This window comes from Acidimicrobiia bacterium (assembly GCA_035651955.1).
Taxonomy (GTDB): domain Bacteria; phylum Actinomycetota; class Acidimicrobiia; order IMCC26256; family JAMXLJ01; genus JAMXLJ01.
On sequence record DASRES010000035.1, the window covers coordinates 46,888 to 71,846 of the forward strand.

The window sequence follows — 24,959 nt, forward strand, 5'->3', positions numbered from 1 at the left end:
CGCGCGCCGCTCACAACCGGCGCGGCTCGGCGCGGGCGTGCGCCCCGATGCGCTCGCTGGTCAGTCCGGCGGTGCGCAGCAACACGGTCGGTACGTCCCGCGTGATGCGGACGTCGACGCCGGTCTCGTCCACGTCGACCTGGACGGTCGTGCCCTCGGGCAGGCCCGACGCGGCAAGGACCCGCTCGGCGGCATCGCGCGCGAGCTGCGCGTCGAGCCGGATGTCGTGACCGACGGTCTCACGGTACGCGTGCTCGTCGATCGCCGAGGCGCCGGCGAGCGCGGCCGAGTCCGCGACCGCGTGGAGGTCACGGCGCACGGTCAGCAGGCGTGCGCCGTCGACCGCGAGCGCGACGAACACGACCGCGAGCGCGAGCACGCCGAGCAGCAGCACCGCGGCCTGGCCCCCCTCGCGCCGCGCGCGACCGGCGATCATCCGAACGAGCGGTAGCGGTCGACCTGCACGACGTGCGTCGCCTCGACCGGGACCGACACCGACGGCACGACATCGCCCACGAACGGCAGCCGGAACACCGCGACCTCGGTGCGGACCGTGACGCGGAGCTGCGCGCCGCGTGCAACGCGACCCTCGACGCGGGGCTGCAGCGAGCCGGGGGCGAGACCGTGGTCGCGCGCGGCGTCCTCCACGACCGCGGTTGCTCGTCGCATCGCGGCGTCGTCGGTCGGTGCGAGCACGACGACGCGACCGACCTCGCGTGCCGCGGCCGATGTCGCGAGCGTCGCCCGGTGCAACCCGCCGAACAGCACGACGACTTGCACGAGCAGCCCGAACCCGAGGACGCCGATGACCGAGAACTCGACGATCGACGACCCGCGCTCCTCTCGGTGACGCCTCAACGCAGCACCGCGTCCTCGTCGAGCACGTGCGCGGTCGCGGTGATGGTGAACGACGGCAGGAACGGAAGGATCGACGGCGCGTCTCCGAGCGCGTCGACCTCCACCTCGTCGCCGGTCTGAGCCGCCTGCACCGCGAACGCGGCCGCGGCTCCGCCGAGCCCGTCGTGGAGCAGCTGGCGCGTCCGGACGGCGCCGTCGTCCAGCGGCCGGCCCGGCTCCGCAGCGGTGCGGGCGCCCTCGTGCGCCGCGTTGACCGCGACGTTGCGGGCCCAGGTCCACATCGCGATCTGTGCAACACCGAGGAGCGCGACGACCGTCAGCAGCGCGACTCCGAGGAACTCGACGATCGTCGCGCCACGCTCGCGTCGATCGGTGTCAACCACGCAGGCGCCCGAACGCGTCCGAGACGATCTGCGCGATGTCGGGCTGCACGATCGCCCAGAGCGCCATCACGATCCCGACGCCCATGACGAGCAGCATCACCCATTCCGGGATCGAGCCGCGCTCGTCACGCACCACACCCATCCGCCGCTTGCACCCTGCCACGCCGCTCTCCTTCTCGCTTCCTTGCTTGCACTTGCTTCCGTCGACCTAGCGGACGAGCGTCCGTACCGCGACGAGACCCGGAAAGAACGCGAAGGCGATCGCGACCGGGAGGATCAACATCACGACGGGGACGAGCATCGACACCTGCTTGCGCCCGGCCGTCTCGATGACCGCGCGCTTCTCGGCCTCGCGCACGTCGAACGCCATCGCGCGCAGGGAGTCGGCCAGCGGGATCCCCCGCTCCTGGCTCGCCGCGATCGCGGCGACGAAGCGCTGCAACGGCGGGAGCGCGACGCGTCGAGCGCGCGTCTCGAGCGCGTCGACCAGGCCGATGCCCGTTCGCGCGTCGCGCAGCACCGCGCGCATCTCGGCGGACAACGGCCCGTTCCCCGACGTCGCGACGAGGTCGAGCGCGCCCCGCAGGCTTTCGCCCGCCGTCACGGCGAGACACACCATGTCGACGAACGTCGGGAACTCGGCGGTCATCGCGGCGCGCCGCCGTGCGACCGCGCGTGACAGCGCGCGGTCCCGCCACAGCGCACCCGACACGCCGAACGCGACGCCCGCGCCGAGCGCCGCGACGGGCGAGAACGTGTGACCGGTGGCCGCGACCGCAACGGAGAGCGCGACACCCGCGACGAAGCCGCCGAGCGCCCATGTCACCTGCTCGACGCGGAACCGCGCGGACGTCGAGGCGATCCCGGCGGCCGCGAGGCGCGCGTCGACCTCACCGTGCTCGCCGACGAACCGGTGGACGCGTGCGCCGAGGTCCTCGAGCACGGGGACCACCACTGCGGCCGCACCGCTCGTCCGCGCCGTCCGCTCCTCGAGCAGGGGCGACCGCCGAGGCCCGAGCGCGCCCAGGTAGGGCTGCAACCGCTCGGAGAGGCGCGGTCTCCGGAAGGCCGGCAGGCACGCCGCGACGGCGACGAGTCCCGCGATGCCGAGCCCGACGACGGCGATCGCCCGCAGCGCGCTCACCGCGCGGCTCCGACGCGCAGCACGCGCGGCTCGTCGGGGAGGCGGCCGAGGGCGACCATCAACCGGTACCCCACGACCGTGGCGAGCGCGCCGGCGAGGAGCACGAACACACCTGCCACCGAGTCGAACGCGTGGATCGACTCGGACCGCGTCGCCACGAGAAGGAGCACGAGCCACGGTGACGCGGACGCGACCCGGGCCGCGACGAGGGTCCACGACTGGCGCGACTCGATCTCGCGTCGAGTCGCGAGATCGTCACGGAGGAACGCCGCGAGGGTCCGCAACACCCGCCCGAGCTCGCGACCGCCGACGCGGTACGCGATCGCGAGCGTCGCGAACACGCGATCGGCCGTCGGGTCGCTCATCGCGTCGGTCACGCGTCCGAGCGCACCGAGGAGGTCGCCCGACACCCGGTGATCGGTCGCGACCGACCGGAACGCCGGCCGCAACGGTTCGGGACCGCGCTCCGCGACGGCGGAGATCGCGGCCGGGAGGGTGTCGCCCGCGCGGACGGCTCCCGCGAGCAGCTCGACGGCCTCGGGCCAGCATTGCCGGAGCGCGCGTCGCCGCGCGCGTGCGCGCGAGCGCAACGTCGCGACCGGGAGGTACCCGCCACCGCACAGGGCGACGAGTGCGATCGTGGGCGATCCGACGACGACCGCGGTGACGAGCCCGGCGAGCACACCGCCGCCCGCGCACGCGCCCGCCAGATGCGACGGCCGTGCGTCCGGAAGCCCGGCGCGCGCGAGCAGCGCGTACGCACGATCGCGCAACCACGGCGCGCGAGACGTCGCCTCGGCCGGCGGCGACGTGATCGCGTCGTACACGACGAACACGCCGAGACCGAACAGCAACGTGATCACGACCGTCACGTGAGCACCTCGTCGAGGTCGATCCCACGGTCTGCGAACCGTTCCCGGTGACGCGGGCGCTCACCGGTCCACCGGAGCGACGCGCCACCCCCTGTGAAGACGGGCCCTGCGGTCGGCTCGTCGCCGTCGCCGAGCTGGTCGCCGACGGCCACGATCTCGGCGATCTCGCGTCGACCGCCGGTGCGGCGGCAGAACACGACGAGGTCGATGCACGCGGCAACGGTCTGCGCGACGAACCGACGGTCGACGTTGTCGCCGGCGAGCAACGGCAGCGTCGTCAGCTTGCGCAGCGCCTCGCGTCCCGAGTTCGCGTGCACGGACGTCATCGCGCCCGCGCCGCTGTTCATCGCGAGCAGCATGTCGAGCGCCTCCGCACCGCGGACCTCGCCGACGATGATGCGGTCGGGTCGCATGCGCAGGCTCTCACGGACGAGGTCGTGGAGCGTGACGGCGCCTTCGCCCTCGAGGTTGCGTTGCCGGCACTGCATCGCGACGACATCCGGCACCGCGGGTTGCAGCTCGAACACCTCCTCGCACGTCACGATCCGCTCCCGTCCCGGGATGCACGACGCCAGGCAGTTCAGGAGGGTGGTCTTCCCGGCGCCGACCGCACCCGCGACGACGATGTTGAGACCGGCGCGGACAGCAGCCGCGAGGAACCGCGCGGCACTCGCCGAGCACGACCCGAGCCCGACGAGCTCGTCGAGCGTGTGCGCGCGCAGGCCGACGAACTTGCGGACGTTCAGTGCCCAGTGGTTCGTGATCGGCGGGATGACGACGTGCAGGCGGCTGCCGTCGGGAAGGCGCGCGTCGACGAACGGTTGCGAGCGGTCGAGCCGCCGGCCGGCGCGCGCCAGCATCCGCTCCACCACCTCCTCGACGTCGCGCGCGCTGAGCACCAGCGTCGTGAGCTCGTGCTCGCCCCGCCGGGCCACGAAGACGCGACCGGGCTCGTTGACCCAGATCTCCTCGACCTCGGGATCGTCGAGCAAGGGTGTCAGCGCACCGACCCCCGCGAGCCGGTGGCGGAGCAGCTGCACGTCGTCGTCGGTGAGCGGCGGCAACCCGCCACGGAGGAACCGCTCGCGGTAGTCGTCGACGACCTCGTCGAGCAGGACGTGGAGCTCGATCGAGTCGTCGAGCTCGACCTCGCGCCGTTGGACGAGCTCGCGGACCTCGCCCTCGACGATCTCGAGCGCGTCCGGGGCGCCGCTCGCGCTCGTCACGGCGGTCACGCGACGGACCTTCCGACCCGGGCCGGCTCGAGGATCGCCGGGACCACGGCGCTGAGATCACGCAACCACGGCGAGCGCCGCGCCACGTCGTGGACCGGCTTGCCCTCCCACACGGTCCGCTCGAACGCCGGCTCGATGGGCAGCAACGCCGCGGGACGCTCGCCGGTCCACCGCTCCAGCTCGACGGAGCACTCCTGGAGCCGGCGTGCCGATGCGGGCGCGCGGTTGACGACGAGCGTGGCGCGCTTCGCGACCGCGGGCAGCTCCCGACCGAGCTCGCGCCACGCGAAGATGCCCCGGCGCAGCCCGACGGGATCTCCGGCGACGACGACGAGCACCGCGTCGGCATCCGACAGCGCCGTGCGGGTCATCACGTTGCGCCGGTACGGCGCGCGGTCGAACGAGAGCTCCTCGTCCTCGTCGATCGGTGACGCGAGATCGAGCACCGCGACGTCGGCGCGCGTGCGAAGCGCGTCGAGAACCGCTTGCCACGAGCGCTCGCGCACCTCCGGCCACAGATCGGCCCGTGCGAGGCCCGGGAGCACGCGGACGCCGTGCGGACCGTCGTGCAGGCACGTGTCGAGCGGCCGCGGCCATCCGTCCGCCGCGAGACGGACCGCGTTCGTCACGGCGGGCGACTCCGGGAGGTCGAACAGCTGTGCGACCGACGCGCTCCACGCGTCGGCGTCGACGAGCACCGCATTCCGTCCGGCGCGCGCACACTCGACGGCCAGGTGCGCGGCGACGGTCGTGCGCCCCGGTGCGCCGGGCGCGCCCCACACCGCGACGACGCGCCCGGCCGCCGTCCCGCGGTCGTCGGCACGCGCGGCATCGTCGAGCGCGTCGGATGCCGGCACGTCGTCGTCGTCCTCGTACGCGCCGATCCGGTACAGGAGCGTCGCGAGCTCGTCGGGAGTGACCGTCCGAGCCACCCGGTACGACACGCCGATCGCCTCGGCCGGCCGCAGCCCGTCGCGCGCCTCGACCGCGACCACCGCCACCCCCGCGTCGTGCAGCGTCCCAACGAGCTCGCGGTCCAGCCACGGCAGCTCGGCCGCGACCACGACGGCTCGCGGCCGGTCGCGGAGCGCGACACCGAGCAGCTCGCCGTGATCGACGCAGCGCCGCAGCACGTGCACGCCCAGCTCGGGACGCTGGAGTCCGCGTACGAGGGGCGCCTCCCACGGAGCGCCACCCGCGCAGGTCACCACAGTGATGGTCATCGCGGAAGATCCGAGTACTGGAAGCTCGTGCGGCCGCCGGACGAGTCGGCACCCGCGCGCACGACGTCGACCTCGGCGGTGTGGAGCGCGAACGCCAGGTACACCGCGTCGTCCGAGCTCACCGACAGCGTGACCGCGCTCAGGTCACCGGCATGGTCACCGAGGATCCCCTTCGTGTGCACGGTGTCGACCACCTGCGCGCCGTGCACGACCGTCAACGTGCGCGCGTCCTTGCCGCCCTTCGCGAACGTCGCGAGGACGTCGACGCGATCGCCGACGCGGACCGCACCGCCGAGCGCGTGTTCCGGTGTGATCGGCACGGTCATCTCGCGTCCGTCGACGGGACCGTGACCGACCGATGCGGACGGAACCAGCGCGTCACGTGCGACGGGCTCGACGAGCACGCGCCCCACGAGCCCGTCCGCGCGGTCGCCGCGCACGAGCGACGCGAGCACGTTGCCGTCGGTCCGGACGCGGGTCACCCGCAGATCGCCACGCTCGACGACGTGGCCGGCCGGAAGGTCACGCGCGGCTGCCAGCACCGCGACCGTGTGGTCCGCGGCGGCGAAGAGGGTCAGCCCACCCAGGACGGAGACCGCCACGAGCACGAGCCCGAGGACGAGCCGGCCGTCGACACGGCGTACCCGCCGCGCCCGCGCGCCACCGATGACCGCAGTGAGCGCGCTCACCGGGCATCCACTCCGCGTGTGGCGCGCGCCGGTACGCTGCACCGCGTACCTGCACGCAACGGCACGCACCGAAAGGACCTCGCAGTGGCCGACCGCCCGCGGTTCCTCCAGCCGGCCGAGGTCGCCGAGGTCCTCAACGTGACCGTCTCGCAGGTGTACACGCTGATGCGCTCGGGCCAGCTGCCGGCCGTCAAGATCGGCAAGCGGGGCGTCTGGCGAGTGAGCGCCGAGGCGCTCGAGGCATACATCGAGGAGCTCGAGCGCGAGGCCCACGCGCGCCGGGCCGGGCGATAGCCGCGGGTCGACCCTGTCCTGGTCATCGGCCGGGGTCCCGTGTCACGCGCACGATCGTCTCGACGCGCACGTCGTGACGACGGACGACGCGCCGCCGCGCCGTTCCGGCGCCGTCCACGACCTCGCCGACGCAGACCGTGTCCGCGCCGACGCCGAGGATCCGGCCCGTGACGAGTGTGCCGTCGACCGTCGTGACGGTCACCACCTCGCCGGGCGAGATCGCCCGTAGCACCCCGACGAACGTTCGGCGCGCCCGCCCGGTGGCGACGATGGCGCGCGCCTCCTCGCGCTGCTCCGCCTCGAGCCCGTCGTCCCGAAGGCCGGCCGCGATCTCCCAGAACTCGTCGTCCATGCTCCGCCGCTCGCTTGCGCTGTTTGTACAGGTTTCGTACGGGTTGCGCACTACAGCAGGGGCGGCCGCGCGGTGTCAACACCGATGAACCGTCCGCCGTTGACTTCTCACGAGCGCTCTGACACGCTCTGCGACTCTTCTCGACGCTTCTTCACGCTACGGGGGCGATGTTGCAGATGTTGTTCGAAGCGGAGCTCCGGTCCGCGCTGCTCGACGTCACCGCGGTGGCCGCGGTCGTGTGCGGGGTGCTGTTCCTCGCCGACGTCGCGCTCTCGCTGCTCGCCCGGGCCGGTCACGGCCGCCGGGCCGCGGCGGCACTGCGTCGCATCTCTCCGCCCCTCGTCCGCCACGCGGCCGAGCTGCTCGTCACCGCGCTGCTGACGGTCGGCGCGGCACGGCCCGCCGCGGCGTCGTCGACACCCATCCGTGACTGGCTCCGGCATTCGACGACGACGACGACGGTGCCGGCGCCGACCGTTCCCAGCCGCCCGCCGGCACCGACCACCGCGGCGCCGACTCCGACGACCTCGCCGACACGGCCCGTTGCGCCCGATCGACGCTCGGCCCCCGTCCCCCCGAGCCCGCCCCAGCGCCCGCCCGCGGGCCCGGCGACGCCCGCACCCTCGGTCCCCGTGCCGCCCGCCGCGACGCCACCGGCCGCGCCGCGCGCGACGGACGCCGGGCGCTACGTCGTCCGGGCGGGCGACTGCCTCTGGCGCATCGCCGCGCAACGGCTCGGCCCGGGCGCGACGAACCAGGCGATCGACAGCGCGTGGCGTGCGATCTACGCCGCGAACCGCGCTGCCGTCGGCGACGACCCGAACCTGATCCACCCGGGTCTCGTGCTCACGCTTCCCCCACTCGCTGCGGCCCGCTGATTCACCGGAGGGACGATGCCGCCGACCGTCACGATCACACCCTGGCCCGACCCCGTCATCGACACGCTGGGCTTCGATCCACGCGCCTCGTACGTCGAGACGTTCTGGTTGCCCACGCTCGGACCGACGAGCCTGCTCCTCCTACGTCATCTCGCCGTTCGTCTCGAACGCGAGCCCGACGGCTTCACGCTCCCCGTCGCGGAGACGTCGCAGGCGCTCGGGCTGGGCGTGCGTGAGGGAACGTCCTCGCCGCTCCTGCGCAGCCTCAACCGGCTCGTCCAGTTCGACGTGGCATGCGACGACGGCCGCGGCACGTACGCGGTGCGGCGTCACGTGCCGCCCGTCAACCGCCGTCACATCCGCCGGCTACCCGCGCACCTGCAGGCCGCCCACGCGCAGTGGGCGGAGCAGCAGCTCGGCGAGCCCCCGCTCGAGCGCGCGCGACGGCGTGCCCGACGCCTCGCGTTCACGCTCCTCGAGCAGGGCGACGATCCGGACCACGTCGAGCACGTGCTCCAGGGCCTGGGGTTCCATCCCGCGGTGTGCAACGAGAGCGCGCGGTGGGCCTACGAGAAGCACTGCGCCGCGCTCGACGCGGTCGGGTCGAGTGCCGCCGCGGACGGCGAGCCGCCGAACGGCGACGACACCGAGCCACTGACCGCGGCCTGATCACCGTTCCTGCGCGCACGCACGGGCGCCGCCCTTCCGCCGGCGGCGCCCGTCGCGCGCGCTGGACCGCTCCATCACGTCGCCGTCTTCAGCATCTCCTCGATGGGTTCCTTGGTCACGTGGACGCTGCCGGTGAACGGATGGTCGAAGCTGACGATCAGCGCGAGGTTCAACCCGATGATCATCGCGACGAGGCCGACGATCGCGAGATGAGCGCGCCGATTGCGACTGTCGAGCACGGCCGCGACGATCACCACGACGACGCCACCCGCGATCAGCAGCACGTACAGCGGCGTCGGGATCGTGCCGCGCGCGGCATCCAGCCGCGCGCGTCGCGCGCCGGCGATGTCGTTCAGCCGCGCGACCGCCTCCTGATAGAACGCGGGCTCGTCTCGCGACTCCGCACGCGCGCTCTGCACAGTGTCGAACAGGCGATGGAACGCCGCCGTCGTCACCGGGCTCGGCTTCCGGTCGTGCGCCATCGACTGCCAGTCGTCCTGCAGCACCGAACGCGCGTACTGCCGCTCGGCCGTCTGGATCGCGTGTCCCGCGTTCGGAGGCAGCGCGTGGGTGTCCTCGAACATCTCCACGAGCGCGGTCGCCTCCTTGCCGACCTGTGACTGCGCATCGCCGAGGTTGCTCCACCCCTGCACGATCACGAACGCGATGAGGATCGCGTAGAGCGTCGCGAGAACCGTGAGCATCGTCGCGGCCGTGGGACCCGTCGACGCGCGCGTCGTCGCGCCGAGCCGGCGCCGCATCACGACGTCGACGACGACCGTCAGCGCGGCCCACGCGAGCGCGAACGACACGTAGAGCACCGGCGCGGGCAGCCGGTTGAGCCACGTCGTGAGCGACGACATGCCCCACGATCGCACGCGTCTCGCTACCCTCGGCGCGATGGCCGACGTCGACCGGATCGCCGCGTGGGTGCGCGACGCGCGCCGCGTCGTCGCGCTGACGGGCGCGGGCATCTCGACGGAGTCGGGCGTTCCCGACTTCCGGGGCCCCAACGGCGTGTGGACGAAGAACCCGGCGGCGGAGAAGACCGCGACCCTGCAGGTGTACGTGGCCGATCCCGACGTCCGCCGGCTGGCGTGGAAGAACCGGCTCGAGAGCCCGATGTGGGACGCCGAGCCGAACGCCGGCCACCGCGCGCTCGCCGACCTCGAGCGCGCCGGTCACCTGCACACGCTGGTCACCCAGAACATCGACGGGTTGCACCAGAAGGCGGGCAGCTCGCCGGCGATCGTGGTCGAGGTGCACGGCACGGTGCACGAGGCCGAGTGCCTCGCGTGCGGGTGGCGGGGCCCGATGGACGACACGCTCGAGCGGGTCCGTGCGGGCGAGGAGGACCCCGAGTGCCTCCAGTGCGGAGGGATGCTGAAGTCCGCGACGATCTCGTTCGGGCAGATGCTCGTGCCGGACGTCATCGAGCGGGCGCAGCTCGCCGCCGCCGGTGCGGACGTGTTCCTCGCGCTGGGCACGTCGCTCGGCGTCTACCCGGCCGCCGGTCTCCCCGAGATCGCGCTGCGCGCGGGGGCGAAGCTCGTCATCGTCAACGAGCAGGAGACCCCGTTCGACCCCGTGGCCGACGCCGTCGTCCACGAGCGACTGGGCACCTTCCTCCCCGACCTCGTCGCCCGCATCTGACAGCCCGGGCCTTTCGGGAATACCCGACCCTGGCAGTAGGATTTATGTCCTTGACGCGCCCTTCTGCGCGCGAGCCGATGGGAGACCTGCCATGCCGAGCTTCCGCGAGCTCCTCGCCTCGACGAAGGCGAACATCCGCGAGATCGACCCCGCCGACGCCGAGTCGCGCCTCGACGACGCCACCTTCCTCGACGTCCGCGAGCTCGACGAGTACGAGCAGGGCATGATCCCGGGCTCGGTGTTCATCCCCCGGGGGCACCTCGAGAGCCAGGTCGAGAACAAGATCCCGGACCACGACAAGCCGGTGGTCGTCTACTGCGCGGGCGGCACGCGCTCGGCGTTCGCGGCGAAGACGTTGCAGGACCTCGGCTACACCGACGTCGTCTCGATGGCGGGCGGGTTCGGCCGGTGGAAGAACGAGGGGCGGCCGTGGCTGACGCCCGCCGTCCTCAACCCCGAGCAGCGCAACCGCTACCACCGCCACATCCTGTTGCCGGAGGTGGGCGAGGCCGGTCAGCAGAAGCTGCTCGAGAGCAAGGTGCTCCTGCTCGGCGCGGGCGGCCTCGGCTCACCGGCCGCGCTGTACCTCGCGGCCGCCGGGATCGGCACGATCGGCATGGTCGACATGGACGTCGTCGACGCGTCGAACCTGCAGCGCCAGATCCTGCACAACGTCGACCGCATCGGCGAGCGGAAGGTCGACTCCGCGAAGAAGACGCTGACCGCGTTGAACCCGGACGTCGACGTCGTGACGTACGACGTCCGCCTGGGCGCGGACAACGTGCTCGACATCATCGACGGCTACGACGTGATCGTCGACGGCGCCGACAACTTCCCGGTGCGGTACCTGCTCAACGACGCGTCGTTGCTGAAGCGGATCCCCGTCGTGCACGGCTCGATCTTCCGGTTCGAGGGACAGGTCACCGTCTTCGACCCGTACAACGGGCCGTGCTACCGGTGCCTGCTGCCCGAGCCGCCGCCGCCCGAGCTCGCGCCGAGCTGCGCGGAGGCCGGCGTGCTCGGCGTCCTGCCCGGGATCGTCGGGTCGGTCCAGGCGCTCGAGGCGATCAAGCTCGTCCTCGACCTCGGCGACCCGCTACGGGGCCGGCTCCTCGCGTACGACGCGCTCGAGGAGAGCTTCCGCACGTTCAAGGTGCGGCGCGACCCGCTGTGCCCCGCGTGCGGCGAGAACGCGCCCCCGATCGTGATCGCCGAGTACGACGAGCAGTGCCTGCCGCACGCGGTCCTCGCCGACGGCACCACGGTCGGCCACTGAAGCAAACCTCGCCGGTTGGTACACAAGTCGCGCTCATAGCCGCGACTTGTGTACCAACAGAGGCGCGGGTGGACTACGTACGTGACCTCTTCGGCGGCTTGGTGAACGTGCTGACGAGGTCGACGAGCGTCCGGACGCCGAACCCCGTGCCGCCCTTCACGACGTAGCCGTCGTCGCTGCCCGCGCGTGCCGGGCCCGCGATGTCGAGATGCGCCCACGGGATGCCGTCGGTGAACTCGCGTAGGAACAGGCCCGCGGTGAGCGCGCCGCCGTAGCCGCCCGCGCTGACGTTCTTGACGTCGGCAACCTCCGACTCGAGCAGCTTGCGGTACTCGTCGGGCAGCGGGAGCGGCCACACGGACTCGCCCGCGCGGTCGGCCGCGTCGCGCACCTGCTCGATCCACGCGTCGTCGTTGCCCATCAGGCCGGCGATCTTGTCGCCGAGCGCGACGACGCACGCACCGGTCAACGTCGCGAGGTCGATGATCGCGTCGGGCTTCTGCTCGGTCGCGAGGGAGAGCGCGTCGGCAAGGATCAAGCGTCCCTCGGCGTCCGTGTTCAGCACCTCGACCGTCTTGCCGTTGCGGATCTTCAGCACGTCGCCCGGCCGGATCGCGGAGCCGCTCGGCATGTTCTCGACCAACGGCATGTAGCCGATGACGCGCGTCTTCACGCCGAGGTCCGACAGGACGGACATGGTCGCCGCGACCGCGGCCGCACCGGACATGTCCGTCTTCATCGTCTCCATGCCGCCGGCGGTCTTGATCGACAGACCGCCGGAGTCGAACACGACACCCTTGCCCACGAGCGCGACCGTGCCGCGCGGACGCGGCGGGTCGTACGTCACCTGCACGAAGCGCGGCGCCTGCTCCGAACCCTGCCCGACACCGGCGACGCCACCCATGCGCTCACGGTGGATGGCGGCGTCGTCGAGCACCTTCACCGTGACGCCCTTGCCGCGCAGGAGCTTGCGGATCGCGTCCGCGAGCGCGGCCGGCGACTTCGCGGCGGACGGCTCGTTCACCGCGTCGCGCGCCCACGACACCGCGTTCGCGATCGTCACCCCGCGGTCGAGGGCAGCCTGCACGCGCGCGCCACCGCGCCCGACGACGAGCACCTCGGTGAGCCGGGTCGGCTTCGACTCGCCCTTGTACTTGAGGAACTGGTACGAGCCGAGCACGACACCCTCGGCGAGCGCCTGGGCTGCGTCGGCACGGTCGACGCCGTCGGGCGCCGCGTCGACCAACGTCGTCGCGGCCTTCGCGACCTTCGACGCGCGCTTCGCGAGCGCGGCACCGGCGTTGCGCAGCCCTTCGGGCGTGACCCCGTCGCGGGGACCCATCCCGACGAGCACGACGGCCTTCGCACCGAGTCTTCCGCCGGTCGGGACCGCGAGCGTCTCGCCCGCCTTGCCCTCGAAGCCGGTCTCGCTCATGAAGTCGTCGAGCGTGCCGCCGAGCGCGGCGTCGACGACGTCCGTCCCCGGGCCGAGCTCCCGATCGGCGAACACCGGCACGACGAGGAGGTCGGCCGAGACGCGATCGGCGGGCGTGTTCGTGGCGCGGAGCTTGATGGGCACGGGGCGCTCCTCCGTTCGGTGGTTGTCAGGCGCCGTCGGCACGGGACGGGCGGTGCTCGCCCTCCTGCCAGCGCGCCAGCGTGTACACGAGATCCGCGAGGCGGTTGAGGTAGGGCACGACGTGACTGCCCTCCAGCCAGCCGGCGGCCGCGGCGCCGACGCTCTCACGCTCGGCCCGGCGGACGACCGTGCGCGCGAGGTCGAGCGCGGCCGCGACGCGGTTCTCGCCCGGCAGCACGAACTCGCGGGGCGGGTCGAAGCGGCCCGTGACGTCGTCGATGACGGGTTCGAGCGCGCTGACCATCTCGTCCGTCACGAGCGAGACGCCGGGCGTGAGCTTCGACCGGTTGGCCGGCTCGGTGGCGAGCTCCGCGCCGACGACGAAGAGCTCGCGCTGGAGCCGCACCAGCAGGTCGAACAGCTCCGACCCGCGCTCGCACTCCGCGCGCGCGAGCCCGAGTGCCGACACCGCCTCGTCCACCGCGCCGTACGCGGCGGGCCCGACGGAGTCCTTCAGGACGCGCCCGCCGTAGAGCAGTCCGGTCGTACCGTCGTCGCCCTTGCGCGTGTACACCTTCACGTGCGGCATATGCGGGGGCGAGTCTACGGATCCCCGCCGGCAATCGGCTCCGGGCGTCGCCGGGGGCTCCGTTAGCCTTGGGTCATGTCCGACTTCCTCGCGGCGCTGGACGAGCGCGTCCTGGTCCTCGACGGTGCGTTCGGGACCTACGTGCAGGGCAAGGACCTCGGACCGGACGACTTCGGCGGCGCCAGCCTCGAGGGCTGCAACGAGCACCTCGTCCTGACCCGGCCCGACGTCATCCGCGACATGCACGGCGAGTTCCTGCGCGTCGGCTGCGACGCCGTCGAGACGGCCACGTTCGGCGCGTTCCCGCTCGTGCTCGCCGAGTACGGGATCGCAGACGAGACGCGCGCGATCAACGAGGCGGCGGCGCGCATCGCGAAGGAGGTCGCGTCGGAGTTCGCGACGCCCGAGCGACCCCGCTGGGTCGTCGGCTCGATCGGCCCCGGCACGAAGCTGCCGTCGCTCGGCGCGATCCGCTTCGTCGAGCTGCGCGACGGCTACCAGGCGCAGGTCGAGGCGCTGCTCGCGGGCGGTGTCGACGTCCTGCTCGTCGAGACGGTCTACGACCTGCTGCAGGCGAAGGCGGCCATCGTGGCGTGCCGCCGCGGCATGGCGAGCGCGGGCCGCGAGGTCCCGCTCATGGTCCAGGTGACGATGGAGACGACGGGCCGCATGCTCGTCGGCTCCGAGATCGGCGCCGCGCTCACCGCGCTCGAGGCGATGCGCCCCGACGTCATCGGCATGAACTGCGCGACCGGTCCCGCGGAGATGACCGAACACCTGCGCTACCTGTCGCAGCACGCGCGCACGTACCTGTCCTGCCTGCCGAACGCGGGCCTGCCGTCGGTGGTCGAGGGGCGTACGCACTACGACCTCACGCCCGAGCAGCTCGCCGAGGCGCACGACCGGTTCACGCGGGAGTTCGGCGTCAACGTGGTCGGGGGCTGCTGCGGCACGACGCCCGAGCACCTGCGCCAGGTGGTCGAGCGGATCGGGACCCGCGCGCCGGCGCCCCGTGACCCGGAGTTCGAACCGGGGTGCTCGTCGATCTACTCGCACGTCCCGTTCCAGCAGGACCTCGCGTACCTCGCTGTCGGCGAGCGCACCAACGCGAACGGTTCGAAGAAGTTCCGCGAGGCGATGCTCGCGAGCGACTGGGACACCTGCGTGCAGATGGCGCGCGAGCAGGTGAAGGAGGGGGCGCACGTGCTCGACGTGTGCGTCGACTACGTCGGGCGCGACGGCACGACCGACATGGACGAGATCGCGTCACGGTTCGCGACGCAGGCGCCGTTGCCGCTGGTGTTCGACTCGACCGAGGCGCCCGTGATGGAGACGGGGCTCCAGCACTCGGGTGGCAAGGCGATCCTCAACTCGGCCAACCTCGAGGACGGCGAGGGGGAGGGCTCGCGCCTGGACCGCGTGTTCACGCTCGCACGCGAGTACGGCGCCGCGGTGATCTGCCTCGCGATCGACGAGACCGGCCAGGCGCGCGACGCCGACTGGAAGCTGCGCGTCTGTCGGCGCATCTACGACCTCGCGGTGGACCGGTACGGCATGGAGCCGACCGACCTGATCTTCGACATGCTCACGTTCCCGCTCGGGTCGGGCCAGGAGGACCTGCGGCGCGACGGCATCGAGACGATCGAGGCGATCCGGCGCGTGAAGGAGGAGCTGCCGGGCGCGTCCACGATCCTCGGCGTGTCGAACGTGAGCTTCGGGCTCAAGCCCGCGATCCGTCACGTGCTCAACAGCGTCTTCCTGCACGAGTGCATGGAGGCGGGGCTCGACGCCGCGATCGTGCACGCGGCGCGCATCATGCCGATGCACCGCATCGACGAGAAAGCACGTGAGGCCGCGCTCGACCTCGTGTACGACCGGCGCCGCGACGACTACGACCCGCTCACCGAGCTGATGAGCCTGTTCGAGGGCGTCGACGCGAGCGCGGTCGAGAAGGAGGACCGGTCCGGCTGGCCCGTCGAGGAGCGGCTCAAGCACCGCATCATCGACGGCGACCGCGACGGGCTCGAGGCGGACCTCGACGAGCAGCTGCAGACGCGCGCGGCGCTCTCGATCATCAACGACGTCCTGCTGGAGGGGATGAAGGTCGTTGGCGAGCTGTTCGCGACGGGCGAGATGCAGCTGCCGTTCGTGTTGCAGAGCGCGGAGACGATGAAGGCGTCGGTCGCGTACCTCGAGCCGCACATGGAGAAGGCCGACGCGGGCGGGAAGGGACGCGTCGTGCTCGGCACCGTGAAGGGCGACGTGCACGACATCGGCAAGAACCTCGTCGACATCATCCTCACCAACAACGGCTACGAGGTGCACAACATCGGCATCAAGGTGCCGTTGCAGGAGTTCGTCGAGAAGGCCGTCGAGGTCGAGGCCGACGCCATCGGGATGAGCGGCCTGCTCGTCAAGAGCACGCTGATCATGCGCGAGAACCTCGAGGAGCTGAACGCGCAGGGTCTCGAGCGCATCCCGGTCATGCTCGGCGGTGCCGCGCTCACGCGCACGTACGTCGAACGCGACCTGCGCGAGGTGTACAAGGGCCGGCTCTTCTACGGCAAGGACGCGTTCGAGGGCCTCCGCACGATGGACGCGCTCATGGAGGGCAAGCGGACCGGCGAGCTCGACCCCGAGTTCGGGCGCGCGCCCGGCGGCCGCAACCTGCCACCGCGCAAGTCGCAACGCGAGGCCGCCGAAGCCGCGGCCGGGGTCGCGGTCGAGGTACCCGCGCGCTCCGACGTCGCGACCGACGTCAAGGTGTTCGACCCGCCCTTCCTCGGCACGCGCGTCGCGAAAGGCATCTCGCTCGACGAGATCGCGTCGTTCCTGAACGAGACCGCGCTCTTCCGCAACCAGTGGCAGTTCCGGCCCGACAAGAAGATCAAGGAGACCGACGACGAGTTCCGGGCCCGGCTGCGGCCAGTGCTGCGCGAGGAGCTCGCCAAGGCGCTGGCGGAGAACCTCCTCGTCCCCGCGGTGGTGTGGGGCTACTTCCCCGCGAACTCCGACGGCGACGACCTGATCATCTGGCGCGACGAGGACCGCCGCGACGAGCGTGTCCGGTTCTCGTTCCCACGACAGCGCAAGGACCGCCATCTGTGCATCGCCGACTTCTTCCGCTCGGTCGAGTCGGGTGAGCGCGACTACGTCGCGTTCCAGGTCGTCACCCAGGGAGCGCGCGCGACCGAGCGCGAGCGCGAGCTGTTCGCGGCGAACCGCTACCAGGAGTACCTGCTGCTCCACGGGCTGTCGGTCGAGATGACCGAGGCGCTCGCCGAGCTGTGGCACCGCCGCGTGCGCGAGGAATGGGGATTCGCCGACGAGGACGGCCCGACGCTCGCGGGTCTGTTCCGCCAGCAGTACCGCGGCTCGCGCTACTCGTGGGGCTACCCTGCGTGTCCGGACCTGGAGGACCAGGCGCTCGTCGACGACCTGCTCGACCTGTCACGCATCGGCGTGAGCGTGACGGAGGAGTTCCAACTCGATCCCGAGCAGAGCACGTCGGCGATCATCGTCCCCCATCCGGAAGCGAAGTACTTCATTGCCTGACGAGCCACCCGCGCGACCCGCGTTCATCGCACGCGGTCTCGCGATGACGAGCCGGATCGAACACGCGGCGGTCGGCCTGCGCTCGTGGAGCAGGCGCCACGCCGGGCCTCTCGCTGCGGTCGCGTTCGCGCTGTTCGTCGGCCTGTGCGTCGTCGCGGCGCACGAGTACTCGAGCCTCCATCTGCACCCCGACCTGTGGCTCCTGGCGCCGGCCGCCATCGGCGGCACCGCGGTGATGGTCGTGTTGAACGCACTCGAGTACGCGTCCGCGGCGGTGATCGCGCATCACCGGCCGTCGCCCCGCGAAGCGGTCACCGTCAGCGTGGCGGGCTCGACGGCGAACCTGCTGCCGCTCCCGGGCGCGTTCCTCGTCCGCAACTACGCGCTGCTCTCGGCCGGCGTGACGTTCGAGGGCGCGATGGGCGGGACAGTCGCGACGTCGCTCGCGTGGCTCGGGATCACCGCGCTCGTCGTCGGTGCGATCGCGGCGCCCGTCGACCTCGCGCTCGGCATTCCCGTCGTGATCGTCGGGCTGTTGCTGTGCGCGATCTTCGTCCTGCTCGTCCGCCGCCGCCTCGACGCGCGCGCGACGCGGCACCTGGTCGCTGCGCTGTTCGCGGTCGAGCTCGTGACCGTCGGCGTCGAGATCGGGAGGTACTGGCTCGTCCTCGCGGCGGTGGGCGCGCACCCGACGCTGATCCGCACGTTGCCGTTCGTCTCGGCGAACGTCGTCGCGGCCGCGAGCATCGTGTTTCCCGGTGGTCTCGGCGTGCGCGAGGCGCTCGCCGGCGGCTTCAGCACCGCGGCGAACCTACCCGCCGCGGTGGGGTTCGCGGTCTCTGCCGCGGACCGTGTGTCGGTGACGCTCGTGTACGCGGTGCTCGCCGCGTTGCTCGCGCTCGAGCGACGCGCTCGGCGGGTCGTGACCGTGCCCGCGCGCGTCCGGATCCAGGAAGGCCAGTCCGCATGACGCGTCGACCTCGCGTGCTCGTGCTCAGCACGACGTTTCCCGCACGACCGGACGACGCGACACCGCGGTTCGTGCTCGAGCTCGCGGAGGCCATGTCGGACGAGTACGAGTTCACCGTCCTCGCACCACGCGTCGCGGGCTCGACACCGCGGGCGCGGATCGGTCGCGTCGACGTCGTCCGCTTCCCTTACTTCCCCCGCCGCTGGGAGGGCGTCGCCGACGGTGCGACGCTTCCGAACGTGCAGGCACAGCCGTGGCGGGCCCTGGAGCTCCCGTCACTGATGTCGCTGTTCATGACCCACGCGTGGCGGCTCGCGCGGCGCCTCCAGCCCGATCTCGTCCACGCCCACTGGCTGCTCCCGTGCGGCGTGTTCGGCGCAGTGCTGCGCGAGCGGTTCGGCACCCCGCTCGTCGTCACCGCGCACGGCGTCGACATGCACGCGTTGCGACGGCAGCCGTTCGAGGCGCTGCGCCGCTGGACGCTCGCGCGCGCCGACGCCGTCGGCACCGACAGCGCCGAGATCGCGGCGATCGTCGACGAGCTGGGCGCCCGAACGCCGGCGCGGCCCATTCCGATGGGAGTGAACGCGTCCGCGATGCGCGACGCGATCGGTCAGCGAAACCCTGTGCCCGGCCGGTTCCTGTTCGTCGGCCGCCTCGCACCGAAGAAGGGCGTCTCGGTGCTGCTGCGCGCGCTCGCACGCGTGCCCGACGCGACGCTCGCGATCGCGGGAGACGGCCCGGAGCGCGTCGATCTCGAGAGCGAAGCGACCCGACTCGACCTCGGCGGACGCGTGCGATTCCTCGGCGCGTTGGGACGCCACGACGTCGTCGCGCAGCTACGCGACGCGTACGCGCTCGTCATCCCGTCCCTCGTCGCAGCGGACGGCGATCGCGAGGGCACGCCAGTCGTGCTGTCCGAGGGGATCGCGGCGGGCGTGCCCGTGATCGCGTCCGATCTCGCCGGCGCCGGAGAGCGGATCTCGTCGGGTGTCAACGGCCAGCTCGTCGAGCCGGGCTCGGTCGACGCGCTGCGCGACGCGCTCGAGTGGTCGCTCGACCACCCGGAGCTGCTCGACAAGATGGCCACCGAAGCCGGCATCACCGCGCTGCGCGGCATCACGCTCGCCGATACCGCGGACGGCTACACGGACCTCTACCGGGCCGCGCTCGGGACGGGTGCACGCGCATGATGGCCGAGCGCGGGGACGAGCACGCGGGGCTGCGGCTCGGCACGTACTACCGCGTCCACCTGCTGCGCCGGCTCGGCTTCGGGCACGCCCCCGGGCGCGTCCTCGACATCGGCGGTCGCGACGGGCGCTGGGCCGCCAGCGTCGCGGCCGCTCCCGTCCTCGTCGACGTCGACCCGTTGCCGGTCGTCCCGGGCGTCGAGTACGTGGTCGGCAGCGGCGGCGCGCTCCCGTTGCGCGACGGCGCGTTCGACTGCGTGTACACGCTCGACGTCATCGAGCACGTGCCCGACGAGGTCGCGCTGCTCGGCGAGGCGCTCCGGGTCCTGCGACCGGGCGGCATGCTCGTCGTGACGACGCCGAGCGTCGACATGCACGTGTTCCCGGCACGCACGCAGGCGTGGGTCGACCGCCGATGGGGGCACCACCGTGTGCGCGGCTTCGACACCTCGTACCTCGAACGCGTGCTCCGCGAGCTCGGCGCGCGCGACGTGCGCGTGCGACCGCTCGCGATGACGGCGTTCCGTGCGCTCTACTTCCCGCTCCGTCTCGTCTGGGCGATCCCCGGTCCGGCCGGCCGGTTGCTCGTCCGCCTCGCGGCCGCATTCGACGCGCGACGGCCGTGGGGCCGCGGCGGTGCCGTGCTCGTGGAGGCCTGTGCTTCGGTGGGCGTCGCCGCCGGCGGCGCGCCGACCGCGGGCACGAGTCGATCCGTCGAGCCCGCCCACCGGTAGGTCAGGCGTGTCGACGACGACGCCCGAGGAGCGCCGCCTCGGCGAGCCGCCGCCGTCCGCGCCGCCGAGCGAACCGCCGCCCCGGCTGGGGACGCGCGCGCGGTCCCGGAGCGCGTCGCGCGCCGAGGTCGGCGCCGCGATCGCCGTGCTCGGCCTCACCGTCCTGCGAATCGTCCTGCTGTGGCCGCTGACGACGCCGTGGGTCGTCGCCGACGAGACCGGGTTCCTGTTCCAAGCGCGGTTCCTCGCCCATGTGGGAGCGAAGCCGTCGATGGGCTCGGCGTCGTTCTACCCGCCCCTCTACGGCGTGCTCCTCACCCCGGTCACCTGGCTCACGCGAGCGGCGCCGGGACCGCTGTACCGCGGCGCGCAGACCGTCAACGTGCTCCTGTTCGTCGTCGGGTTCGTCCTGCTGCTGCGGATCGCGCGCGAGGTGTTCGCGCTGCGCCCCGTTCCGGCCGTCATGGCCGCGACGGCCGCGTCCGCGTATCCCGCGTACCTGCTGCAGAGCGGTCTCGCGTGGCCCGAGGCGCTCCTGCCGGTCCTGTTCACGGCGCTCGTCCTCGCGTGCCACCGGGTCGAGCGCACTCGTTCGCTCGGGGCCGCGGCCGCGGCCGGAGCGCTCGCCGTCGCGATGTACGCGACGCACCAACGCGCGATCCTGCTGCCCGCGCTCGCCGTCGTCGGCCTCGCGTACCTGGGCTGGCGCCGCGAGCTCGACCGCCGTACCGCGGCCGTCGCGGTCGCAATCACGATCGCGTTGACGCTCGTCACGCAGCTCGCGTTCCGCTACACGCAGCACGCGTTGTGGACCGGCACACCCGATCGCGAGTCGTCCGCGCTGCACACCATGCTCTCGGTGTCGGGCTGGCTGCAGATCGTCCGCGCGTCGTGGGGCATGACGTGGTACCTGCTCGCCGCGACGTTCGGGTTGACCGCGCTTGGATCGTTACAGCTGCTGCGCGGCTACGTGCGCGGCCGTGCGCGCTTCGCCACCGTCGGGACGCTCGCCGCGACGGCGGGACTCGTGTTCACCGCGGCGACGTTCATGCGCGGCCCGACCCGTGCCGACCACTACGTCTACGGCCGCTACGACGAGGTCGTCGTCGGCGTCCTGCTCGTCGCGGCGGTCGCGGCGTTCGTCGACGGCTGGCCGCGGCTGCGCCTCGTCCCGATCCTCGGTGGATCGATGCTGCTGCTCGCGGTCGGCCTCGCCCTCGCGAAGGGCAACGAACTCGAGCACCTCGGCGTCGTGATCGTGAACGTCCTCGGGATCATGGCGATGCGCGACCTCGTCATGAGGAACGCCGTCTGGAACATCGGCATCCGCGTCGTGCCGATCACGCTCGTCTCGATCGCCGGCCTCGCCCTGCTGCTCGTCGTCGCTCGACGGTGGTGGCAGCTCTCCGTGGCCCTCCTCACGATCGTGTTCGTCGCGTCCGCGATCCAGACGCGGACGGCCGTCGACCGCGCGAGCGACGTGGTGGACAACTCCCACACCCTGTCGGCTGTCGCGTCCCGGCTCGTCGGTCACGCCGAGATCGCGTACGACACGAGCTCCGCCGACCTGGCCGATCTCTACGTGTACCAGTACTGGCTGCCGCACAACCGGTTCGTCGTGTTCGACTCGCGGCACGCGTCACCGCCGACCGACGTCGTCATCGCCTCCACACACTGGTCGCGCGCGGCTCCGCTCGGTGCGCGGCTCGCGTTCGTCGAGAACACGGTGGACGACGCGCTGTGGGTACTGCCCGGCGCCCGGCAGGCGCGCATGCAGGCCGACGGCCAGCTGCTGCCGGCGGGGTTCCCGGGACCGCTCCCCGCGACGGCGTACCGATCTCGCGTCTCGGTGTCGCGCGCACCGACACAGCTCCGGCGTGGTGACGCGGTCGCGCTGAGGCTCGACGTGCGCAACGCCGGGAGCGGGTCGCCGTGGGTGCAGGGCGGGACCGTGCTCGGTGACAACGGCGCGGTGGACGTCGTCGCCGTGTGGGACGTCGACGGCACGCTCGTGCAGGCGCCGGGCTCGGCAGACCTCCCGCGCACGGTGTATCCGGGTGAGTCCGTGACGACGACGTATTGGCTGCGCGTCCCGTCCGTGAACGGCACGCTCCTCGCGCCCGGCCGGTACCGTGTCGGGTTCGTCCCCGAGCAGCAGGGCGTCGCGCGCTTCGACGCGCGAGGCGATCAGCCGTCGTGGATCACGGTCGACATCACGGGCTGAGCACCGCGCGCGCGAGCACGTCGACGCCGAACGCGGTCAGGATCGCCAGGTAGAGCAGCCCGGTCGCGGCCATGACCGCGGAGTAGAACCGCTCGCGCAGCGCGAACCAGGTCGTGGCCACGAGCGCGATCGTCGTCACGACGCAGACGACCCAGGTCCACCCGAGCAAGCCGCCGTACCCGTCGTCGATCGTCCCGTTGAGAACCTGCACCATGCCCGTCGGGATCAGGAGCAGGGCGACCTCGACGGGCCACACGAACGCGGTGAGCCGCACGAGCTCCTTGATCGGCGCGCGCGAGAGGCCCGGCTGCACGAGGTACCAGTGGCCGAGGAGCATCGCATCGGTGACGACACCGAGGAACGCGGCACCGACGACGAAGCGCGCGAACGTCAACGGATACGGGCCGCCGTCCGCGGCGGCCGCGCCGGCGAGCGCGATGACGCCGAACGCCGGCGCGACGAGGTCCAGCGACGGCGGGAACTCGCGCGCCTGCTCGGTGCGGTCGCCGTTCGCGGACGGCGCTTCGCGGCCGAGCATCGCGGCGACGCGCGCGACGCGGGCCGCGCGCTGTGCACGCAGACCGCCCACACCGGCATGCCGGAGCGCGAGCGACACCACGAGCGCCACGGTCGCCGCGACGACGAGCCCCACGGCGCCCGCGACGCGGATCGTCGCGCCCGTCCCGTGCGCGCCGGACGCGATCGCTGCGACCACGCCGAGGACGGCGAGCGCGCCGAACACGCCCCGGAGCAACCAGCCGTAGCCGAGCCCGACGACGCGACGGCGGCCGGTCACCCACAGGAAGGCGAGCCCGCCGGTCGCCCACTGGACCAGGAACGTCGAGACCTCGAGGTGCACGCGCAGGCTCGTTCGCTCGGCTATTCGACGACGGCGAGGTCGCGCGGCGCGTCGTTCAGCCGCTCGGGACCCGCGGCCGTCGCGACGACGATGTCCTCGAGACGCAGCCCGAAGCGACCCGGCAGGTAGATGCCGGGCTCGATGCTGAACGCGTTGCCCGCCTCGATCGGTGACGCGTTGCCCGTCACCAGGTACGGGTCCTCGTGCGCGTCGAGGCCGATGCCGTGGCCGGTGCGGTGGATGAACCGATCGCCCAAACCCGCGTCGGCGATCGCGTCACGCGCGACCTTGTCGACCTGCTCGCACGGTGTACCGACGGTCGCGGCGCGGAACGCCCGCTCCTGCGCGTCGACGAGCACGCCGTACGTCTCCCGCACCTCGGGATCCGGCTCGCCGACCGCGAACATGCGCGTGATGTCCGAGCAGTAGCCGCGCATCGTCCCGCCGAAGTCGCACAGCACGACGTCACCACGCTCGACGACACGCGAGCTCGCCTCGTGGTGGGGCGACGCGGCGTTCGCGGCCGTCGCGACGATCGCGAAGTTGGCGCGCTCGTGCCCGGCGGCGAGCATGCGGTCGACGAGCTCACGCGACAGCTCGGCCTCGGTGCGCCCTTGGAAGCGGACGTCGCGCATCGCGGTGGCGATGTCGTCGACGGCGTGCGCCGCCGCGCGCAGCGCGTCGACCTCGGCGGCGTCCTTCACCATGCGCAGCGGACCGGTGATCGCGGTCGCACGCGACCACTGGGCGTCCGGGAGCGCGTGCTGCAGGTCGACGACGAAGCGCGCCCACGTCTGGTCGCCCACCGCGACGCGCCGGGCGCCCGTCCCGACGAGCGACGCGACGATGCTCACGGGATCCTCGGTCTCCTCCCACGGCCGGAGGGAGAAGACGTCGGGCCGCTCCTCGACGCGGGGCGCCTCGAGCCGGGCGACGACGAGCGTCGCGGTCGCGTCGCGCGGCACGACGAGCATCGTGAGCCGCTCGAGCGGCATCGCCTCGTAGCCCGTCAGCCACGGCAGGTCGGCACCGACCGACAGCAGCAGGAGGTCGACGCCTGCGTCCGCCATGCGGGCGCGCACGCGGTCGAGCCGTTCCCGGAACATCCAGGAGAGCGTAGAGCGGTCGATGGACCGACCGGGCTCGCCGCGAGCGGTCCCGCGGGACCGCGGAGCAGGAGCTGACCGCTACGCGATGCCGGGGAGGCCGTCGATGCTGCGCGCGTTCTTCTCGGCGTGGTACGCGGCGATGCCGTCCGGGCCCTTGCGGTCGGCCCATTCGAGGAGCGTCGGACGGTCGCCGCGGTACTCGAGCAACGGCACGCCGTACCCGCACGACGTGGAGATCCGCTCCACCGCGACGGTGACAACCGAACGACGGCCGGGATAGTCCGGGAAGCGCGCGAGCAGCGGCGTGGCGCGCTCGTCGTCGAGATCGAGCACGTCGCCGTGCCCGTGGAGCCGGACGATGCGCGGCGGTCCGTCGAACGCGCAGAACATGATCGTGATACGCCCGTTCTCACGCAGGTGCGCGATCGTCTCCACGCCGCTGCCCGTGAGGTCGAGCCACGCGACGGTCAGCGGGTCGAGGACGGCGAACGTGTCGAGTCCCTTCGGCGAGACGTTGACGTGACCGTCGGGCGCGCTCGCGGCCGTCGCGACGAAGAAGACGTGCTGACGCGCGATGAACGACGCAAGGTCGTCGGTGATCGTGTCGTACGTGCGCGCCACGCC

The 24,959-nt window shown here is 72.5% G+C and carries 26 protein-coding genes; 10 read left to right on the forward strand and 16 right to left on the reverse strand.

Translation table 11 applies throughout. The annotated features are described in order from the left end of the window. Positions 1 to 10: 10 nt before the first annotated feature. Genes VFC33_08140 through VFC33_08180 form a run of 9 tightly spaced genes read right to left on the reverse strand, consistent with a single transcriptional unit; the run spans position 11 to position 6,404 of the window. Positions 11 to 436 (reverse strand): pilus assembly protein TadG-related protein, encoded by a 426-nt coding sequence (locus tag VFC33_08140; protein ID HZR13204.1) that lies wholly within the window; start codon positions 434 to 436, stop codon positions 11 to 13. Beyond that, positions 433 to 858 (reverse strand): hypothetical protein, encoded by a 426-nt coding sequence (locus VFC33_08145; protein HZR13205.1) that lies wholly within the window; start codon positions 856 to 858, stop codon positions 433 to 435. Before VFC33_08145 ends, VFC33_08140 begins: the two co-directional genes overlap by 4 nt. Continuing rightward, positions 855 to 1,241: a TadE family protein gene (locus VFC33_08150; GenBank protein ID HZR13206.1), complete on the reverse strand. Its 387-nt coding sequence runs from the start codon at positions 1,239 to 1,241 to the stop codon at positions 855 to 857. Before VFC33_08150 ends, VFC33_08145 begins: the two co-directional genes overlap by 4 nt. Next, positions 1,234 to 1,404 (reverse strand): hypothetical protein, encoded by a 171-nt coding sequence (locus tag VFC33_08155; protein HZR13207.1) that lies wholly within the window; start codon positions 1,402 to 1,404, stop codon positions 1,234 to 1,236. Before VFC33_08155 ends, VFC33_08150 begins: the two co-directional genes overlap by 8 nt. A 45-nt stretch (positions 1,405 to 1,449) precedes the next feature. Further along, the gene (locus VFC33_08160) at positions 1,450 to 2,385 is read right to left on the reverse strand and encodes a type II secretion system F family protein (GenBank protein ID HZR13208.1); all 936 of its coding nucleotides are present in this window, start codon (positions 2,383 to 2,385) and stop codon (positions 1,450 to 1,452) included. Further along, complete coding sequence (locus VFC33_08165) at positions 2,382 to 3,257, reverse strand: type II secretion system F family protein (protein ID HZR13209.1); 876 nt, start codon at positions 3,255 to 3,257, stop codon at positions 2,382 to 2,384. The genes VFC33_08160 and VFC33_08165 overlap by 4 nt, the downstream gene beginning before the upstream one ends. Then, positions 3,254 to 4,492, reverse strand: coding sequence for an ATPase, T2SS/T4P/T4SS family (locus tag VFC33_08170; GenBank protein ID HZR13210.1), 1,239 nt, complete (start codon positions 4,490 to 4,492; stop codon positions 3,254 to 3,256). The genes VFC33_08165 and VFC33_08170 overlap by 4 nt, the downstream gene beginning before the upstream one ends. Then, complete coding sequence (locus VFC33_08175) at positions 4,489 to 5,715, reverse strand: chromosome partitioning protein (GenBank protein ID HZR13211.1); 1,227 nt, start codon at positions 5,713 to 5,715, stop codon at positions 4,489 to 4,491. The genes VFC33_08170 and VFC33_08175 overlap by 4 nt, the downstream gene beginning before the upstream one ends. Then, positions 5,712 to 6,404, reverse strand: a complete 693-nt coding sequence (locus tag VFC33_08180; protein HZR13212.1) for an RcpC/CpaB family pilus assembly protein — start codon at positions 6,402 to 6,404, stop codon at positions 5,712 to 5,714. The genes VFC33_08175 and VFC33_08180 overlap by 4 nt, the downstream gene beginning before the upstream one ends. 84 nt (positions 6,405 to 6,488) lie before the next feature. On the opposite strand from VFC33_08180, the gene VFC33_08185 reads away from it, so the two are divergent. After that, positions 6,489 to 6,698, forward strand: coding sequence for a helix-turn-helix domain-containing protein (locus VFC33_08185; protein ID HZR13213.1), 210 nt, complete (start codon positions 6,489 to 6,491; stop codon positions 6,696 to 6,698). A gap of 22 nt (positions 6,699 to 6,720) precedes the next feature. Here the strand turns inward: VFC33_08185 and VFC33_08190 are convergent, their stop codons facing one another. Further along, positions 6,721 to 7,050: a hypothetical protein gene (locus VFC33_08190; GenBank protein HZR13214.1), complete on the reverse strand. Its 330-nt coding sequence runs from the start codon at positions 7,048 to 7,050 to the stop codon at positions 6,721 to 6,723. Between the two features lie 167 nt (positions 7,051 to 7,217). Here VFC33_08190 and VFC33_08195 point away from each other — a divergent pair, with 167 nt between their 5' ends. Then, positions 7,218 to 7,928, forward strand: coding sequence for a hypothetical protein (locus tag VFC33_08195; GenBank protein HZR13215.1), 711 nt, complete (start codon positions 7,218 to 7,220; stop codon positions 7,926 to 7,928). Positions 7,929 to 7,943: 15 nt separating this feature from the next. Further along, positions 7,944 to 8,597, forward strand: coding sequence for a hypothetical protein (locus VFC33_08200; protein HZR13216.1), 654 nt, complete (start codon positions 7,944 to 7,946; stop codon positions 8,595 to 8,597). Between the two features lie 74 nt (positions 8,598 to 8,671). Here the strand turns inward: VFC33_08200 and VFC33_08205 are convergent, their stop codons facing one another. Next, on the reverse strand, positions 8,672 to 9,460 hold the full coding sequence (locus tag VFC33_08205; protein ID HZR13217.1) for a DUF4239 domain-containing protein: 789 nt from the start codon (positions 9,458 to 9,460) through the stop codon (positions 8,672 to 8,674). Positions 9,461 to 9,497: 37 nt separating this feature from the next. Here VFC33_08205 and VFC33_08210 point away from each other — a divergent pair, with 37 nt between their 5' ends. Continuing rightward, on the forward strand, positions 9,498 to 10,250 hold the full coding sequence (locus VFC33_08210) for a Sir2 family NAD-dependent protein deacetylase (GenBank protein ID HZR13218.1): 753 nt from the start codon (positions 9,498 to 9,500) through the stop codon (positions 10,248 to 10,250). A 91-nt stretch (positions 10,251 to 10,341) separates the two neighbouring features. Continuing rightward, positions 10,342 to 11,526 (forward strand): molybdopterin-synthase adenylyltransferase MoeB, encoded by a 1,185-nt coding sequence (gene moeB, locus VFC33_08215; protein ID HZR13219.1) that lies wholly within the window; start codon positions 10,342 to 10,344, stop codon positions 11,524 to 11,526. A 73-nt stretch (positions 11,527 to 11,599) separates the two neighbouring features. Here moeB and VFC33_08220 read toward each other — a convergent pair whose 3' ends face one another. After that, positions 11,600 to 13,105 carry a leucyl aminopeptidase gene (locus tag VFC33_08220; GenBank protein ID HZR13220.1) on the reverse strand — a complete coding sequence of 502 codons (1,506 nt, stop codon included), beginning with the start codon at positions 13,103 to 13,105 and terminating at the stop codon, positions 11,600 to 11,602. 25 nt (positions 13,106 to 13,130) lie between these two features. After that, positions 13,131 to 13,694 carry a cob(I)yrinic acid a,c-diamide adenosyltransferase gene (locus tag VFC33_08225; GenBank protein HZR13221.1) on the reverse strand — a complete coding sequence of 188 codons (564 nt, stop codon included), beginning with the start codon at positions 13,692 to 13,694 and terminating at the stop codon, positions 13,131 to 13,133. 75 nt (positions 13,695 to 13,769) lie between these two features. Between VFC33_08225 and metH the strand changes: the two genes are divergently transcribed. From metH to VFC33_08250, 5 genes are read left to right on the forward strand one after another with little or no spacing between them, the layout of a single operon-like run. Further along, positions 13,770 to 17,249, forward strand: a complete 3,480-nt coding sequence (gene metH, locus VFC33_08230; GenBank protein ID HZR13222.1) for a methionine synthase — start codon at positions 13,770 to 13,772, stop codon at positions 17,247 to 17,249. 43 nt (positions 17,250 to 17,292) lie between these two features. Beyond that, the gene (locus tag VFC33_08235; protein ID HZR13223.1) at positions 17,293 to 18,219 is read left to right on the forward strand and encodes a hypothetical protein; all 927 of its coding nucleotides are present in this window, start codon (positions 17,293 to 17,295) and stop codon (positions 18,217 to 18,219) included. Continuing rightward, positions 18,216 to 19,412 (forward strand): glycosyltransferase, encoded by a 1,197-nt coding sequence (locus tag VFC33_08240; protein ID HZR13224.1) that lies wholly within the window; start codon positions 18,216 to 18,218, stop codon positions 19,410 to 19,412. The genes VFC33_08235 and VFC33_08240 overlap by 4 nt, the downstream gene beginning before the upstream one ends. Beyond that, the gene (locus VFC33_08245; GenBank protein ID HZR13225.1) at positions 19,409 to 20,143 is read left to right on the forward strand and encodes a methyltransferase domain-containing protein; all 735 of its coding nucleotides are present in this window, start codon (positions 19,409 to 19,411) and stop codon (positions 20,141 to 20,143) included. The genes VFC33_08240 and VFC33_08245 overlap by 4 nt, the downstream gene beginning before the upstream one ends. Before the next feature lie 7 nt (positions 20,144 to 20,150). Continuing rightward, entirely contained in the window at positions 20,151 to 22,367 is a 2,217-nt protein-coding gene (locus VFC33_08250) for a hypothetical protein (GenBank protein ID HZR13226.1), read from the forward strand. On the opposite strand, the gene VFC33_08255 is transcribed toward VFC33_08250, so the two are convergent. From VFC33_08255 to VFC33_08265, 3 genes are all read right to left on the reverse strand, one after another. Next, positions 22,357 to 23,226 (reverse strand): hypothetical protein, encoded by an 870-nt coding sequence (locus tag VFC33_08255; protein ID HZR13227.1) that lies wholly within the window; start codon positions 23,224 to 23,226, stop codon positions 22,357 to 22,359. The genes VFC33_08250 and VFC33_08255 overlap by 11 nt on opposite strands. A gap of 20 nt (positions 23,227 to 23,246) precedes the next feature. Continuing rightward, the gene (locus VFC33_08260; GenBank protein HZR13228.1) at positions 23,247 to 24,332 is read right to left on the reverse strand and encodes a Xaa-Pro peptidase family protein; all 1,086 of its coding nucleotides are present in this window, start codon (positions 24,330 to 24,332) and stop codon (positions 23,247 to 23,249) included. Between the two features lie 81 nt (positions 24,333 to 24,413). Further along, positions 24,414 to 24,956 carry a pyridoxamine 5'-phosphate oxidase family protein gene (locus VFC33_08265; GenBank protein HZR13229.1) on the reverse strand — a complete coding sequence of 181 codons (543 nt, stop codon included), beginning with the start codon at positions 24,954 to 24,956 and terminating at the stop codon, positions 24,414 to 24,416. Positions 24,957 to 24,959 lie beyond the last annotated feature (3 nt).

Coding starts and splice junctions, on each gene's coding strand:
- VFC33_08175 (HZR13211.1), bottom strand. CDS start 5,715: ATGACCATCACTGTGGTGACCTGCGCGGGTGGCGCTCCGTGGGAGGCG.
- VFC33_08225 (HZR13221.1), bottom strand. CDS start 13,694: ATGCCGCACGTGAAGGTGTACACGCGCAAGGGCGACGACGGTACGACC.
- VFC33_08235 (HZR13223.1), top strand. CDS start 17,293: ATGACGAGCCGGATCGAACACGCGGCGGTCGGCCTGCGCTCGTGGAGC.
- VFC33_08190 (HZR13214.1), bottom strand. CDS start 7,050: ATGGACGACGAGTTCTGGGAGATCGCGGCCGGCCTTCGGGACGACGGG.
- moeB (HZR13219.1), top strand. CDS start 10,342: ATGCCGAGCTTCCGCGAGCTCCTCGCCTCGACGAAGGCGAACATCCGC.
- VFC33_08210 (HZR13218.1), top strand. CDS start 9,498: ATGGCCGACGTCGACCGGATCGCCGCGTGGGTGCGCGACGCGCGCCGC.
- VFC33_08245 (HZR13225.1), top strand. CDS start 19,409: ATGATGGCCGAGCGCGGGGACGAGCACGCGGGGCTGCGGCTCGGCACG.
- VFC33_08195 (HZR13215.1), top strand. CDS start 7,218: ATGTTGCAGATGTTGTTCGAAGCGGAGCTCCGGTCCGCGCTGCTCGAC.
- VFC33_08260 (HZR13228.1), bottom strand. CDS start 24,332: ATGTTCCGGGAACGGCTCGACCGCGTGCGCGCCCGCATGGCGGACGCA.
- VFC33_08200 (HZR13216.1), top strand. CDS start 7,944: ATGCCGCCGACCGTCACGATCACACCCTGGCCCGACCCCGTCATCGAC.
- VFC33_08240 (HZR13224.1), top strand. CDS start 18,216: ATGACGCGTCGACCTCGCGTGCTCGTGCTCAGCACGACGTTTCCCGCA.
- VFC33_08205 (HZR13217.1), bottom strand. CDS start 9,460: ATGTCGTCGCTCACGACGTGGCTCAACCGGCTGCCCGCGCCGGTGCTC.
- VFC33_08140 (HZR13204.1), bottom strand. CDS start 436: ATGATCGCCGGTCGCGCGCGGCGCGAGGGGGGCCAGGCCGCGGTGCTG.
- metH (HZR13222.1), top strand. CDS start 13,770: ATGTCCGACTTCCTCGCGGCGCTGGACGAGCGCGTCCTGGTCCTCGAC.